The organism is Sphingobium sp. TomMM15 (assembly GCF_055397045.1).
In genome coordinates this window covers 2,408,374-2,421,716 of sequence record NZ_AP027314.1, presented here as the reverse complement: position 1 = coordinate 2,421,716, position 13,343 = coordinate 2,408,374, and the positions used below count along the sequence as shown (strand labels likewise).

15 protein-coding genes and 1 tRNA gene are annotated in these 13,343 nt (G+C 60.4%); 6 read left to right on the top strand and 10 right to left on the bottom strand.

What is annotated here, in order from left to right; translation table 11 throughout:
* Positions 1–55 precede the first annotated feature (55 nt).
* A complete protein-coding gene (locus tag ACZ51H_RS12070; protein WP_464801976.1) occupies positions 56–538 on the bottom strand; it encodes a hypothetical protein in 483 nt (160 codons plus the stop codon).
* 151 nt (positions 539–689) lie between these two features.
* Between ACZ51H_RS12070 and ACZ51H_RS12065 the strand changes: the two genes are divergently transcribed.
* Positions 690–776, top strand: a tRNA-Leu gene (locus tag ACZ51H_RS12065).
* A gap of 359 nt (positions 777–1,135) precedes the next feature.
* On the opposite strand, the gene ACZ51H_RS12060 is transcribed toward ACZ51H_RS12065, so the two are convergent.
* From ACZ51H_RS12060 to ACZ51H_RS12045, 4 genes are all read right to left on the bottom strand, one after another.
* Positions 1,136–1,321: a hypothetical protein gene (locus ACZ51H_RS12060; protein ID WP_449470759.1), complete on the bottom strand. Its 186-nt coding sequence runs from the start codon at positions 1,319–1,321 to the stop codon at positions 1,136–1,138.
* Positions 1,318–1,509 carry a hypothetical protein gene (locus tag ACZ51H_RS12055; RefSeq protein ID WP_449470757.1) on the bottom strand — a complete coding sequence of 64 codons (192 nt, stop codon included), beginning with the start codon at positions 1,507–1,509 and terminating at the stop codon, positions 1,318–1,320. Before ACZ51H_RS12055 ends, ACZ51H_RS12060 begins: the two co-directional genes overlap by 4 nt.
* 115 nt (positions 1,510–1,624) lie before the next feature.
* The gene (locus ACZ51H_RS12050) at positions 1,625–1,996 is read right to left on the bottom strand and encodes a DUF6481 family protein (RefSeq protein ID WP_449470756.1); all 372 of its coding nucleotides are present in this window, start codon (positions 1,994–1,996) and stop codon (positions 1,625–1,627) included.
* A gap of 253 nt (positions 1,997–2,249) precedes the next feature.
* Positions 2,250–2,588 (bottom strand): hypothetical protein, encoded by a 339-nt coding sequence (locus ACZ51H_RS12045; protein WP_449470754.1) that lies wholly within the window; start codon positions 2,586–2,588, stop codon positions 2,250–2,252.
* 111 nt (positions 2,589–2,699) lie between these two features.
* Between ACZ51H_RS12045 and ACZ51H_RS12040 the strand changes: the two genes are divergently transcribed.
* Positions 2,700–3,059 carry a hypothetical protein gene (locus tag ACZ51H_RS12040; protein ID WP_464794068.1) on the top strand — a complete coding sequence of 120 codons (360 nt, stop codon included), beginning with the start codon at positions 2,700–2,702 and terminating at the stop codon, positions 3,057–3,059.
* Positions 3,060–3,099: 40 nt separating this feature from the next.
* Positions 3,100–3,420, top strand: coding sequence for a hypothetical protein (locus ACZ51H_RS12035; protein WP_449470751.1), 321 nt, complete (start codon positions 3,100–3,102; stop codon positions 3,418–3,420).
* 320 nt (positions 3,421–3,740) lie between these two features.
* On the opposite strand, the gene ACZ51H_RS12030 is transcribed toward ACZ51H_RS12035, so the two are convergent.
* From ACZ51H_RS12030 to ACZ51H_RS12015, 4 genes are all read right to left on the bottom strand, one after another.
* On the bottom strand, positions 3,741–4,520 hold the full coding sequence (locus ACZ51H_RS12030) for a transglutaminase-like domain-containing protein (RefSeq protein WP_464801975.1): 780 nt from the start codon (positions 4,518–4,520) through the stop codon (positions 3,741–3,743).
* Between the two features lie 221 nt (positions 4,521–4,741).
* On the bottom strand, positions 4,742–5,596 hold the full coding sequence (locus ACZ51H_RS12025) for a sigma-70 family RNA polymerase sigma factor (protein ID WP_464801974.1): 855 nt from the start codon (positions 5,594–5,596) through the stop codon (positions 4,742–4,744).
* A complete protein-coding gene (locus ACZ51H_RS12020) occupies positions 5,593–6,048 on the bottom strand; it encodes a carboxymuconolactone decarboxylase family protein (protein ID WP_464801973.1) in 456 nt (151 codons plus the stop codon). The genes ACZ51H_RS12025 and ACZ51H_RS12020 overlap by 4 nt, the downstream gene beginning before the upstream one ends.
* A gap of 376 nt (positions 6,049–6,424) precedes the next feature.
* Entirely contained in the window at positions 6,425–8,911 is a 2,487-nt protein-coding gene (locus tag ACZ51H_RS12015) for an autotransporter domain-containing protein (protein WP_464801972.1), read from the bottom strand.
* Between the two features lie 320 nt (positions 8,912–9,231).
* On the opposite strand from ACZ51H_RS12015, the gene ACZ51H_RS12010 reads away from it, so the two are divergent.
* Positions 9,232–9,621, top strand: coding sequence for a hypothetical protein (locus ACZ51H_RS12010; protein ID WP_449470746.1), 390 nt, complete (start codon positions 9,232–9,234; stop codon positions 9,619–9,621).
* Positions 9,622–9,888: 267 nt separating this feature from the next.
* Here ACZ51H_RS12010 and ACZ51H_RS12005 read toward each other — a convergent pair whose 3' ends face one another.
* On the bottom strand, positions 9,889–10,059 hold the full coding sequence (locus tag ACZ51H_RS12005; protein WP_464801971.1) for a hypothetical protein: 171 nt from the start codon (positions 10,057–10,059) through the stop codon (positions 9,889–9,891).
* A gap of 726 nt (positions 10,060–10,785) precedes the next feature.
* Here ACZ51H_RS12005 and ACZ51H_RS12000 point away from each other — a divergent pair.
* Positions 10,786–11,895: an AcvB/VirJ family lysyl-phosphatidylglycerol hydrolase gene (locus tag ACZ51H_RS12000; protein WP_464801970.1), complete on the top strand. Its 1,110-nt coding sequence runs from the start codon at positions 10,786–10,788 to the stop codon at positions 11,893–11,895.
* Positions 11,896–11,909: 14 nt separating this feature from the next.
* Positions 11,910–13,331 carry a hypothetical protein gene (locus ACZ51H_RS11995; protein WP_464801969.1) on the top strand — a complete coding sequence of 474 codons (1,422 nt, stop codon included), beginning with the start codon at positions 11,910–11,912 and terminating at the stop codon, positions 13,329–13,331.
* The last annotated feature ends 12 nt before the right edge of the window (positions 13,332–13,343 follow it).

The following is a 13,343-nucleotide window of genomic DNA, read 5'->3' as shown; positions in this document are numbered from 1 at the left end:
TTTCCTCCCCTTTTGCTTGGGTCAGCCAGTGCGTCGGGCCGCTGCGCTGCTTTGCCTAATAGGGAACGGGTGAAACGGCAGGCGCAGAATCGAATTTCGCGCCATTGCCTTGCGCCAGTTGCGTCGGCTGCGGCTGCGCATCGTCACCGTTCGCAAACCGGTCTATGTTGGCTGGCAGTCTGTGCATCGGCGATGGCGGGGCATCCTCAAGCGGTTGCCAATCGTCGGCTTGCTGATCCTGCGCTTCATAATGCTGCACAACCGGATCATCATAGCCGCTCCAGCCCGCAGTCATGCTTGCCATTTGCCGGTCTGCGAGGGTCGGGCCGCACCCCTTGCAGTTGATCTCCTCAGGCCCGGCGAGATCGGTGCTGCTTTCCGATTGCGTGACCGAGATGGGTGACGCGGGATAGGAGGAGGATTGCACATCGGTGAAGGACAGCCGTGGCGGCGTCGTCGCGTAGAGGCCAAGGCCTAGCCCACTGACCAACGCGGCCCCCGCGCTCGCCAGGCCGAACAACCAGAAACGGGGGGACATGCGACCTTCTCCTCTTCCGCGCTCGCCTGAATCATCGCCAACACCCGGCAAAAGAAACGCACATGAAGATCGGTTGTTGCATGGGTCCAAGGCCTTTGCTAAGGGCCGCCTCCTACCAAGGCACCGGCACCGCCGGTTTCCCTTCAGATGTGCGGTCGTGGCGGAATTGGTAGACGCGCAACGTTGAGGTCGTTGTGGCCGAAAGGCCGTGGAAGTTCGAGTCTTCTCGACCGCACCATTCAGTTTGACAAGGTAACTAATTTTCGCCTTCGGGCATGCTGCGCCTGAGGAATGGCGCAGTTCTGCAGGGTTTGCCGGCGTGGTTTTTGGGCACGTGGGTCAGAGATGCCATCCTCGCATCTGCTCAGGCTGCGTAGTTTTCAACCTGATCTAGAATTTATCTCCGCAACCCTATTGCCGATTTTGTTGCACCGTACGATGGTCGCGGCGAAGCGGCAGCTTCCGGCTCCCGCTGCCCGGAAAGTCGCCAGTCAGCAAACGGCCATCCCAGAATGCAGGAGTTGAAAAAGCGGCTGGTCTGCAGCTAGGGCCGGAAATTTGGCGGCCGAACGGCTACAAAGGGTCGAACTCAGCGAATTACGCCTCGGCGAGCGCTTCCATTACTGCATCGAGGTCGCCCCTGACGACGATGTAATGCCCCTTTTCGAAATTAATGGCGCTGGCTTGATCAGTTCCTCTGTAACGTCGAACAAAGCTGACACGGTCTGCATTAATCGCGAGGACATCGCCATCGGGCGTCTCGAATTTGATGTAACCGTTCATGGAATTTCCGCCTCAGGGCCGGACGGAGCAGATCCGCCGCCTTTCTTGGCTTTATGCTTCGCAAGCAATTCGTCCAGTTCCGCTATACGGATGCGCTCCGGAGTATCCTTTGCAAGGCCTTTCAGCCTGCATTCGGCCCACAGGCTTCGGCGTTCCGACTCCAATGCCTTCTGATACAAATCGGCCATACTGTTCTCCAGAATTAGCGTGGATGCTGCGTGTCGGCACGTTGCCCTGAGCAACTCGCCCTGGACGGTGCGCGTCGGGCATCCTCGCAGCCCTCCTGTAGGAGGGCGGCATCAGCTATTTATTTCGAGCTTTGCGCGCAGCGTAGCGAGCATCCCGAGCGGCTTTCATTTCAGCAGCGCTGGGGGGCGTCAGCCTGGCGGCCTTGAGTGCTGCCGCAGCCTCAGCGGCGGCTTGTTTTTCAGCTTCCGCCGCCTGCTCGGCCGCTCTGCGTTCCGCCTTTTGAGCTTTGGCTAAAGCAGCGGCTTCAGCCTTGGCCGCCCGCTCGATTGCAATTGCTTGATCCTGCGCTTCGCGCGCTCGGCGCCGTTCCGCCATAACTGCCTCGTCGATGGGCGGCTTGGCTTTCAGTGCATCCAAGGCCTTTTGCTTGGCCGATCCTGCTGCGGCAATACGGTCTTGGAACGAGGGAGCTTTATAGGAAGGCAATGTTTATCCTTGAACATTCGATTTAGATGACGCACCGCGTGTTGCAAAGGCACGTCGTATTTGCCGTTGAAGCCAGAGCCGCTAGCAAAAAACCTTCTTGATCTCAAGGTCGCGGGATTGCGCGATGCGAATGCGATTCCTTCGGTCTGATCCGCACTGCCGCTTTCTGACCACCGCTCTTCCATTCCCTGGGTCCAGGAGGTCATGACTCCTGTTATCGAACGAGGGACTGTAGCGCCGACAGTCCGCCCGATCAGCGTTGCTTCTTCGCGATGGTCGCCGTGAAGTCCGGATCCTTCTTCGCCACCCAGTCGACGAATTTGCGCACGTTGTGATTTTCCAACAGGCCCGCCACCTCCATCCCGTGGCGTTGAAGTTCGGAATTGGTGAAGTTGGCAATCAGCGTCTGCTGGCAAATGGAGTGCATCGGCACGACATCGCGCCCGCCGCGGCTCTTGGGTATGGGGTGATGCCAGACGATGGTCTTGCCGGTTGGTCGGCCGCACAGCCAACAGGGCACGGGGGCTTCAGGGGCCTCATCTTCCTGTGGGAGATGGTCATAGGGATCGTATTTCGAACGCTTGCGGGCCATGGGTCGATTTAACCGCCTGATTGTCTGTCGGCTATAGCGATGCGCACTGCTGCATTATACGGGCAAGTACATCAATCCGCGCCTTGCCGAGAACTGGAATGGGAAACAGCGATGACGGATTCATTGAAACCATGGGACGGAGAACAGGTCCGCATGTGGCTGGAACGCCGGATTGAGGCGTCAAGGCTGGATCAGGCGGCGGCGGACCGGCGCGGTTATGAGGCGCGCGACGACTATGACAAGGCCGCTGCCGAGGAGTGGGTTTGTCGCGCGCTCAGGCATGGCGATTGCCCCCAAAAGCAGGCCGCGTTCGCCAGTCGCCTTAAGGAACTGATCGGCCAGGACGAATATCCGGCGACGAGCATCCATGACGATATACGGTTCGAGCGGCATGTTCGCAGTCACCTCAGGAAGCTGGCCAAGATGACCAAGGCGAATGAGGGGTTCGGGAAGACGCTGCACTATCAGTGAAGGGGGTGAAGTACCGACATCTGCATGCTAGGGGCGAACCATGTCCAATATCCGCAGCCATGGCGGCACAGTCGAAATCGACGGATTCAAATATGACTGGGAACTGCTGAGCGAGCCCCAGCTATCCTCTGGTGATGGCTGGAAGGGCATGACTGTCTCGTTGCGTCAGCAAGACATGCCGCGCGAGGCCATACTGGAATTTCCTACGCCCAAGCGCCTGATGAAAGGATTGCCGAAAGGGCGTTCCCACATCAACGACACGATTGCCGCACGGGGCGTGCGGGCGGCGTTATTGGCAGGATGGGATCCTGCGTCACGAGGTAAAACGATGATTTTCACAGTCGATGCCAACGGCGACTAGGGGCGACAGTCAGAGCCATATGAACGGCCGCGATCCCTACATCTCCGCTCCGAACGCGTCAGTCCGAAATCGGCCAGTCTTGGGCATGCAGAATGAAGAAGCAGACCGACCGCAGTTGAGAACGGAAAATTAGCGGCTGAACAACCGGGATGGGTCGGAAGCCCCTGAGAGCTCATGGGGTAGACCGTCGTTCCCATTTGATGCGCCAGACGTCCGCGTCGCCGTGCGGCCGGCCTGAAGCGCGAATAGATGGAAGAACGCGTATCAATTCCGGTGGGGGTTTGGACAAACCATCCTCGCAGAATTGACCCGGACGGTCTTTAGGTCACCGGGGTTACCTGAAGCGATTGGCTTTGCATCTCGACACTGCCGTAGCTGGTAAGGAATGACACGTCGGCGGCATCGCGGCCGACGCCGATCTTCGCCATCGTGTCGGGCCTAGACATGCCCGTCGGATCTATCATGTACCAGGTGTTGTCGAGGAAGACTTCGGCCACAGCGTGGAAGTCTTGCGGTTCCACGCCGATGCCGTAAACGCTGCAGAAGCGCGCAGGGATGGCGCTCGCCCTTGTCATGCTGATCATCAGGTGCGCGAAGTCGCGGCAGACACCATCACGCGAATGGTAGGTGTCCATGGCACCGGTTGCTGCGGTCGAGCTGCCCGCCTCGTAAGTCAGATTCGCCGCGATCCAATCACGTATCGCAGCCACGCGCTGCCCGCCGATGGTGTCACCGAACAGGTCCGAAACGATCGGCTGAAACTCGTCCGAGGCGCAGTAGCGAGAGGGCAGGATGTACTCGATTACCTCACCCGGCAAACGGTGCGGGGGCACCGCGTCGAACTGGGCAATGTCGGCCGTCAGCCGGTTGATCTCGACCATGGCGTCGTATCGCACAGTCAGCTGACCCTGGGTGCGCAGCCAGATTCGGTCGCCAATCGTGTCGTGCCCCGCGATACGTGCAAAGTGTTCCGTTGGCGGCAGCTGGATGTACGCGTCGAGCACCCGCTGTTCAGGGATGATCGCCGCCTCCAGCTGCAGCAGCAGATCGGCCTTTTCAGGCACGTAGTAGTTGAGCTCGGTCGAGATCGCGATCTTCATGGGAAGTCTTTGCTTTACGAGTGCTTCGCCGCACAAAGCCTGAGGCGCTCCTCAGCTCCTTCGGCGACGAATTAATTCTGGTAAAAGGGGCTTGCGGGCACCGCAGCGTAGGGCAAATCTCGTGTGATCTATCTGCTGAATAACGACCTTTCCGTGGATTGATTCCATCGCGCCAACGTCTGTAGTCGATCGCCGTTCGGTACATGATATGTCTGCAGCGATTAGTGGATCAGTTTTTCCACGTGCCGGAGCTTGTCGGGGTTCCGCATGACATAGATCGCTTTCACATGGTCGTTTTCAATGAGCAGAGCTGTCGTCTGCAATATGCCATCTGCCTCGCGCGTGACAAAGCCGGGCAGACCATTCACGAAAGCCTGCTTGACCAACTCAGGATGACCGCGCCGCAGGCGAAAAATCGCGGATAGTCCGCGCAAAACCTCAACGGCGCCATCGAGAATACGGCCTGCGGCTGGACGTCTGCCGCCCCCATCGGAATGGAAGCGCACATCGTCGGCGAGCAGTGAGCCGAGCTTTGCGGCGTCACCAGCCCGGGATGCTTCGTAAAAGGCTTCAACGATCGCCAGTCCATGGTCGCGTTCGACAGGAAATCGCGTTCGTTCGCTGCGTACATGCTCCCGCGCACGGGCTGCAAGCTGGCGGCAGGCGGCAGCGTCTCGGCCGACGGACCGGGCTATATCATCGAAGCTCTCACCGAACAGGTCGTGAAGCAGGAATGCCGCTCGTTCGAGTGGGGAAAGGCGCTCAAGCGCAAGCATGAGGGGGAGGGTGACATCATCCAGCGGTTCCGCCTCCACGATCGGGTCGGGGAGCCAGGGCCCGATATAGTCTTCCCGCCGCACCCGTGCGGACTTGAGGTGGTCGAGGCAGAGGCGTGTCACCATGCGGCGGAGAAAAGCGGCGGGGACGCGCACAGCTTGCCTGTCGGTTCTGGCCCAGCGGATGAATGCTTCCTGCAGCATGTCCTCCGCATCGGCCATCGAGCCGAGCATGCGATAGGCGACGCGCAGCAAGGCGGCTCGTTGCGCGTCGAAGCTGGTCACGCTATCGTCGGTCACGACGGCCAGCCGAGCGCGGGATCGTAGAGACGGAAGCCGACAGCCAGACGGTTCCAGCCGTTGATGATATTGATCGCCAGCGTCAGTTGCACTTGCTCCTCCGCGCTGAACTCCGACGCCAGCTCAGCATAAACATGGTCAGGTGCCCGCTTCGTGGCAACTTCCGTTAGACAGTCGGTCCAGCCGAGAGCTGCCCGTTCGCGGGCGCTGTAGCATGGCGCCTCCGCCCACGCACCGAGCAAATAGATGCGCTGCTCCGTCTCGCCCGCTTTGCGTGCATCGGACGTGTGCATGTTGAGGCAGTTGGCGCAGCCGTTGATCTGGGAGACACGGATCTTGACCAGTTCCAGCAGGCTTTTTTCGAGACCGGATTTCTCCACCTGCATCGACAGATCGTACCAGGCTTTGAAAAGAGGCCCGCCAGCGGCGTAGACATCAGCGCGGTCATTCATGTGTCGGATCCTTTCATCGCTGTTGGATACCGTCATGACGAGGCAGAGGATGGCCGTGTGACATGCTCCGCATTTTTTTATCGGCTGTTCATTGCCATCTTCCCTGTGAGCGTTGTTCTGGCCACGTCGAGTGTCTGCTTAAGAGAATGCAAAGTTGATGGCTAAGTGACCGAAACGGGTGGGTGCCTCGTGGGGCAAAACACATAGGGCAGCTTTCAGCTGCCCAGTCTGCCCAGGAGCCACTCCTTAGAGGCCCATGGTCTGGCCAGCGTCGCGTCCCCGACCGGCCCATTAGAATGAAAATCCGGCCAAAGGTGTCTTCCGATCCTGTCCGCTATCAGGTGCCGCGGCCGGATCGACCGCGGCACCCGTGCATTCAGAAGCGGATGCGCAAGCCCGCCCGTCCGCCAGCGCCTTCAAGGCTGTTGGAGCCACCGCCGTTGCTGAAAGTGCGCACATAGTTGGCCTCCAAGAAGCCGGAAATGCCGCTCGTCTGGCCAATGGTGACGCCCAGAACCGCTTCACCATAATCCCTCATGCGGTCATTGGTGAAGGCGACCGTCTGCACGCCGTTGCTAAAGCTTACCTCGTCCCGTCCCTTGAACTCGTGGACATAGTTGGCTCCTATATAGGGTGCCAGCACGGCCGTGTCCCCAATGTGCACCTGTCCGCCGACACGCCCACCGATGCGGCCCCGCAGGCCATCGTCCTCGTTAAAGTCCGCAGTGGTGCCAAGGACCGAGAAGTTGTCGATGTCCGAGCGCGTGTAGGACAGGCTTGCGGCAGGCTCGATGAAGAAGGCGTCGCTGCCGAACCGCAGACCGACCTCGCCACGTACACCATAGACGGAGCCATTGAATTTCTGTTTGAAGCCGCCGGTCGGGCTGTTGGCGTTGGCCCAATAATGATCATATTTGCCGAGGACGTTTGCAAATATGTTGCCCGAGGTGAAGCTGCCATAGACACCGGCATTAACCGCGTTGAAGGTGATCCTGTCCGGCGAAGCAGCGAAGTTTTGCGAGGAGTTTATATAGCCGCCGGTCACACCGAGGGCGAAGCCACCCTTTTCACCAACGCCACCACCGAAGTCGAAGCCGGCCTGTCCCCCGTAATAATCCTGCTTATAGCCTGTGTTGATGACACGGCTCTGCCCAAAGCTGGACACCGTCCGCCTTCCACCGCGATCCTCAACCGATCCGTGCATCTGTAGCCAGAACTTGCCGGAGTTCGCAGCATCGCCATGGGCCCAGAGTGAGTCGCGGCGCGACCGCAGTTGCGCGGTGACCACGTCTGCGGACTTCATCCACAGGCTGCGGGCGCCATCCACATAATTGAGCGTGCGGAACGCCGCGTCGCTTGGTCCGCCCGTGACGCTGTAGGACAGGGTAGCCGGGTCATAAGCGACTTCATATCGAACGAGGCCTGCATTCTGGAAGCCCCGGTTCAACTGAAAAGCCGACGCCGCGGACGGGGCACCCGCCTGAACGATGACGGCGCCCGAGGTGAAGATGGGTGCGGTAAGGGACGGCGTATCAAGCAGCACGGTCGTTGTCCCCGTGGCAGCGCCACCCAGGATCAGACGATCGCTGCCGCCAGCCCGCACATCGACGCCCAACTGGCTTGCGCCCGTGCCCGAAAAGGTGCCCGGAAGCGTGAGGCTATCGCCCACTACACCGTTGCGCAGATCGATCAGGCCGGCGTTCGAAAAGCTCTCCAGAGCCGTGAATGTCGATGCACCCGCCACCGTAGCGCCCGCGCCAAGGCTGACCACGCCAGTGTTGACGAAGGCGTCGGTTCCCGCTCCGAAATCGGGGTTGGGGCCAACGACGAATGTGCCGCTGTTGTTCACCGTATCGTTGCCGGCAGTCAGGACAATGTCGCTGGACAAGGAACCGCTGTTGTTGATCGTTGCCGGACCGCCAAGCGCCTGGACCGCCAAACCATTGGGATTGGAACCGATCGTGCCGGAGTTGGACAGGGTGCTGCCATTGACCGACGTTAGCGTGATGAGGTTGCCGTCAGCCGCTGATAAGCGACCATTCGGCCCCACAGTGACCAGCGCGAGATTTCCGCCCGTGACCGCCAACGCATCTGCGCCGAGGCCTGAAGCCGAAACCAGCCCATTCACCGTAGCACTGGCATTGTTGCTGGCCGTCACCGCGATCGCGCGCGACGTGTCGCCGCTGGCCGCGACATTATTCACGACTGCGCTGGCATTACCCGCCGTCCCCGTGACGGAGATGGCATCGGCGACTCCACCCAAGGAAGCACGACCCGCCGTCGTCACCGTGCCGGTGGAAATTACCGCTGCGTTCGCGCCCTGCGCGAAAATGGCGCTGCGGCTAGTCGCCGTGTCCGCAGGCAGCGCAGCGACGGTGCTGACATTGTTTGCGGTTACGAATGCATCGCCCGTTCCCGACACCGCCGAAAGGCCAGCTCCGCCGCGGCCGGTGGAGGTGACGTTGCCGGTCGTTATCACGCTGGCAGTCCCGGTGTCTGATAGGGCGGAGACCGCCGTCGATCCCGCACCGGTCGTGGAGACCGATGCAAGTCCCACGTCTGCCGAACCGCCCAGGCTGGAAACCGTCACGCCATTGGAAAGCGCGCCGCTGGTCGCGATTGACGCGCCGCTGCCGTCGACTGCCAGATCACCCGCGCCGACCATCTGAACACCGGGGGTTGCAGGCGTAGCCGTCTGAATGGAAACGTCGGCCGGGAGAACAACCGTTAGGCCGGCCGTGGGAAGGTAGGTGATGCCGGCCGGATAGGGATTGCCGGATGCAGGACAGGAAACCAGACCACCGGCCCCAGGCAGCGCGCCGCATTCATTCTGAGCCAGCGCGGTATTAGGCAAGGCCAACATCAAAATTCCGAGCGAACCTGCAAGGCCAGTCGCACCCAAAAGTGCGCGCGAAGACGTAGCATTCCGACGAGCGGAATGCCCAAATTTTTTCAAATCCATATATTGATCCCTTTTTTCCTCCCTGGCAGGGAGCTATATCGGGAAACGATGATGATAAATGAAAGTTCCCCCGTTTCTTCAATAACATTTTATTATAGATTAACATTCCATTGCTGAGTTATTACGATTTTAATATTGTACTTCCACACAACCCGTCTTCAAAATTCCCATTAATATTGATATAGATTAAGAACTGGTCAGGTCGAGTATCTGAATTCGAAGTGGCCGACGATGCCTGGGGTGCAGCGGGTAGGTGCGGCGTTGCAACATGCAAGGTAACGTCAGCCACCCGCCGTATTCGTTCGCGGCGGTGTATCTCTGCGGTCGAAAGCATCGTGCCGACGAACGCACGCATTATCTCATGTTTCGTCGTTGGTTCGAACTACGGAGGCACGATGCCGCTCCACATCGATCGCTTCGTGGAAATCATATTCCGCACCAGCATTGATGACCTCGACACGCAGAAGGTGATCGACAGCGACGACGAGTTCGAAAAACTGTGTCGCGTTATTTCGCTCACCGAACAGCGCGGCTTCCGCCAGGTGGAAATCCTGCTCAATCATCCCCTGGTGCGCGACGACAAGGCGCTGATGAAGATCTTTGCCATCTGAGCCAAATCACTGGGCGCCCTATAACGATTGGCTCGCACGCCACAGGCGCCGCAATCGGAACCGATGGGAAAGGGTGATTGAACTGATGCGGGTTTGCCGGAGGCTATTTGGTTTAAGTTACGCAGCCATGAATACGTCGTCCAGCACGGCATAATATTGCTCTTCGGCTTCGGCAGGTGGGATATCCCCCCTTGCGCGTGACAGGCGGAGCCTTCCGCTCCGGCTCCTCAACGGCGTCTTCGGTTACCTCCTTCGGATTCGCCTCGTTCAGCAGCGCTTCAACCTTCGCGATTTCAAAGCCGATGGCGTCAAAGTCGAAGTCTGGCACCAGCGCTGACAGATCGCCCAGCTCCAGGCCAGCAGCTCGCGGTCCCAGCCAGCGAGCTCCGCCAGCCTGTTGACGGCAATGACATAGGCCTTGCGGTCGGCCTCGCTCATTCCTTCCAGAAGCAGAACCGGAATTTGGGGCGACATCAGGGAAAAGCAGGGAAGAGACGCGTTCGCTCCAGACTGCCCACTGCACCAAACAGTCTTCACAGCAGGCAGAATTCACCCCCTTGGGGGCGCCCCGCATGATGCCGTGCTGCTCTGCGCCGTTTGCGGATGGATGCCCCCCCTCCCCGCGAGGCTTGAGGTAGGATTGAACAACAGATCCGCGCCCTTCTTTCCGGCCGATTCCCCGCGCTGAGATTCCTTGGGTCACAGCCTGGGCTTCAAGCGGGCTTTGGCAGTGGGCGTAGCAAGGGCTATGGATGGGACAGTCGCCACATTGCTCAGGCTGCGGCGAAGCGCTACCGATGGTGGCGGGCGGCTGGATGGCGATAAGATGGAGACGCGGTCAGAAAAAATTAGCCGATCGGGCGCTGGCCGACTCTTGTTGTTTCTGGTCGCTTCACCCCTGATCCTGACGGATTTCGGACGAGCGGCGGCCGTGATCCATCGGCCTTCGCCAACAACGTCGGTTCGATCGGACTGGGCTCATTTCTCGGCCCTGTTGGGAAGGGTGGCAGTGTTCCGGAGCAAGACGTCGCCGCGAGGGCTGGTCATCCTGCTATCTGATGCAAGGGGTTGGACGAAGGATGACCGCACGCTCGCCGATCGACTGACGGCCGAGGCTCGCTGGTCACCGGCATTTCGACCCCCGTCTTCCTGCACGCGCTCGATTTGCAGAAGACCTGCATCAATCCGAACTATGCCATCGTTCCGCTGGCGCGCGAAATTCAGCACCGGCTCGGCGTGCCCATGTATATGAAACCAGTGCTGGTGGGGCGAGGGCTGGGAGCCACGTTCGCCTATGCCACGCTCGTCACGGGACCGGATGGGGCCTATCGCGCGGTGGTCACGGCTGGGTTTCGTCCATTTCTGCCGGGCCGGACCCATTGGTGCAAGTCGGCCATGCTCTCGCTAACGGCCCGCACATACTCTCACGCTGGCCGGACGATCGCCCCCGTGGTCCGTCTGGCTTCCCCCTGGATCAGTTTGAATAGGAATGGCGCAGATGCGCAGGCCGCTGACTTCGCACAATATCGTGGCGCCACGGCGGTCGGGCTTGATCCGCATTTCAGTCTCGATGCGCAACTCGCGGCGCAAGTGAAGCCATTCCTTGCGGCCCGGTATGCCGCGCCAGGATCTTCGCAAAATCTTGTGCCAATGCCTGCGAACCTGCCGATCACCATCGTTGACGATCCCGCCGCGCGGCGCACCGACAGGATGGCGGTGATCTATTCCGGGGACGGCGGATGGGTCGGCCTGGACAAGGGTGTTGCCGCGGAACTCGCAAAGGCAGGGGTACGGGTCGTGGGAGTGGATAGCCTGTCTTATTTCTGGAGCGAACGCACCCCGGCCGGTGCCGCCGCCGATCTCGCCTCCATCATCCGGAGCTATTCGCAACATTGGGATCGCCCCAAGGTCTTGCTGGTCGGCTACAGCTTTGGTGCGGATGTATTGCCCTATATTGCGGGGCATCTGGCCCGGCCCGTGCGATCGCAAGTGAAGGGAATGGCGTTGCTCGGCCTCAGCGGAACGGCGGATTTCCAGTTCCATCTGAGCAACTGGCTGAACATGAGTTCGACAGGCGCCTACCCGACCATTCCCGCCATAACGCGGCTGCGCGGCGTGCCGATGCTATGCATCCGGGGCAATCTGGAAACCGACAGCGCCTGTCCTGACATCCCACGGGGCATAGCAACGGTCGTCACGGTGCCCGGCGGGCATCATTTCGAACGCAACGCGCCATTTCTGGTGGCCCAAATCCTCCGGCACATGCCCAGATGATGGAAGCACAGGACATGCCCACCACCGCAGGGTCGCAGCAGGTGACTTCGGCCTCATCCCATTGGCCGATCCTCGCCGCCTGCGCCCTACTCCTCGCGTCCCTGCTGCTTTTCTGGCCGGGGATCGCCGAATATGACTCGATCGTTCAATATCGGCAGGTTTTGAGCCAGAGTTACGACGACTGGCATCCTCCCATCATGGCTCGCCTCTGGGCCGTGCTGTCCTTCGCCCGACCAAGCACCGCGCCGATGTTCATAATTCAAATGGCCGGTTACTGGATCGGGATCGGGCTGCTCGGCCGGGCACTTGGCCAGCGAAAGACCGTCGCCCTGCTCGCCATGGGCGCGACACCGCTTCTGCTCGGCTGGCTCGCCATCGTGGTCAAGGACAGTCAGCTCGTGGGCGCGCTAACCCTTCCCCTTGGCCTGATTGCCACGTTCCGCCTGCGCGACCGGCCCATCCCGCCATTTGCCTTCGTCATCGTCATCCTGTGCCTGATCTATGCCACGCTGGTTCGCGCGAACGGCGCATTCTCGACCGTCCCGCTGGCGTTTCTGCTGGTGCCGCGTCCCCGGAACGAATTTTTCCGCCTCGCCGCGATGATCGCCGCCATTCCCGTGGTCCTGCTCCTTTCCCAACCGATCAACCACAGCCTGCTGGGTGCGCGGGACAGTGGGGTGCGCAGCAGCCAGCCCATATATGATCTTGCAGCTATTGCCGTTCGGACGGGCGACCCGGCGACAGGCATCTCTGCTCAAGCAATCCGGACGCTCGCGGCGCATCATTGCGTCAAGCCGCTGTTCTGGGATCCGCTGGGTGAAAACGCCTTTTGCGCGTCCGCAATCCGGCCATGGGACAAGATGCCCCTCGGTCAGCTTTATGGGCAGTTTGCCAAGGCTGTCATTGCGCATCCCTACGCCTATATCGCGCACCGGCTTGGCCATCTGAATTCGACAGAGCGCTGGCTGGTGCCCCTGCATTGGCCGCTGGCCGCACCGCCCGCCCGATCAGAGCCCAATGACCTGGGTTTCCCCAATCCCTCGTTCATGGCGACGCGGTGGCAGGGGGTGGCTGGATTGCTGACCGAAGCGCCTGTGGCGTGGCCGATCTTCTGGGTCGTCGCGGCATTGTGGGGGTTGTGGAACTGCTGGTGTCGGCCCGAGGGAGCGCAGCGCGAACTCGCAACGGCCCTCTTCGTTTCGACGCTCTTTCAGGAAGCGAGCTTCATCCTGCTCAGCATATCGTCCGACCTTCGTTATCATCTCTGGGCGATGCTGGCGACGGCGCTAGGCTGGATCATCCTGTGGCGACGCGACGAAGCCGTTCGCGGGAAAAGGTGGGCCGCGCTGGTGATTGCGCTGGTTATTCTGTCGGGCACTGTCGCCCGATTCACCTTGCCGATCCCACCCGCGCGCTATGCGAGCCTGATGAACTGAGAGCCGGATCGG

Coding starts and splice junctions, on each gene's coding strand:
- ACZ51H_RS12060 (WP_449470759.1), bottom strand. CDS start 1,321: ATGAACGGTTACATCAAATTCGAGACGCCCGATGGCGATGTCCTCGCG.
- ACZ51H_RS11995 (WP_464801969.1), top strand. CDS start 11,910: ATGCCCACCACCGCAGGGTCGCAGCAGGTGACTTCGGCCTCATCCCAT.
- ACZ51H_RS12040 (WP_464794068.1), top strand. CDS start 2,700: ATGACGGATTCATTGAAACCATGGGACGGAGAACAGGTCCGCATGTGG.
- ACZ51H_RS12035 (WP_449470751.1), top strand. CDS start 3,100: ATGTCCAATATCCGCAGCCATGGCGGCACAGTCGAAATCGACGGATTC.
- ACZ51H_RS12045 (WP_449470754.1), bottom strand. CDS start 2,588: ATGGCCCGCAAGCGTTCGAAATACGATCCCTATGACCATCTCCCACAG.
- ACZ51H_RS12070 (WP_464801976.1), bottom strand. CDS start 538: ATGTCCCCCCGTTTCTGGTTGTTCGGCCTGGCGAGCGCGGGGGCCGCG.
- ACZ51H_RS12005 (WP_464801971.1), bottom strand. CDS start 10,059: ATGAGCGAGGCCGACCGCAAGGCCTATGTCATTGCCGTCAACAGGCTG.
- ACZ51H_RS12020 (WP_464801973.1), bottom strand. CDS start 6,048: ATGAATGACCGCGCTGATGTCTACGCCGCTGGCGGGCCTCTTTTCAAA.
- ACZ51H_RS12055 (WP_449470757.1), bottom strand. CDS start 1,509: ATGGCCGATTTGTATCAGAAGGCATTGGAGTCGGAACGCCGAAGCCTG.
- ACZ51H_RS12030 (WP_464801975.1), bottom strand. CDS start 4,520: ATGAAGATCGCGATCTCGACCGAGCTCAACTACTACGTGCCTGAAAAG.
- ACZ51H_RS12015 (WP_464801972.1), bottom strand. CDS start 8,911: ATGTTGGCCTTGCCTAATACCGCGCTGGCTCAGAATGAATGCGGCGCG.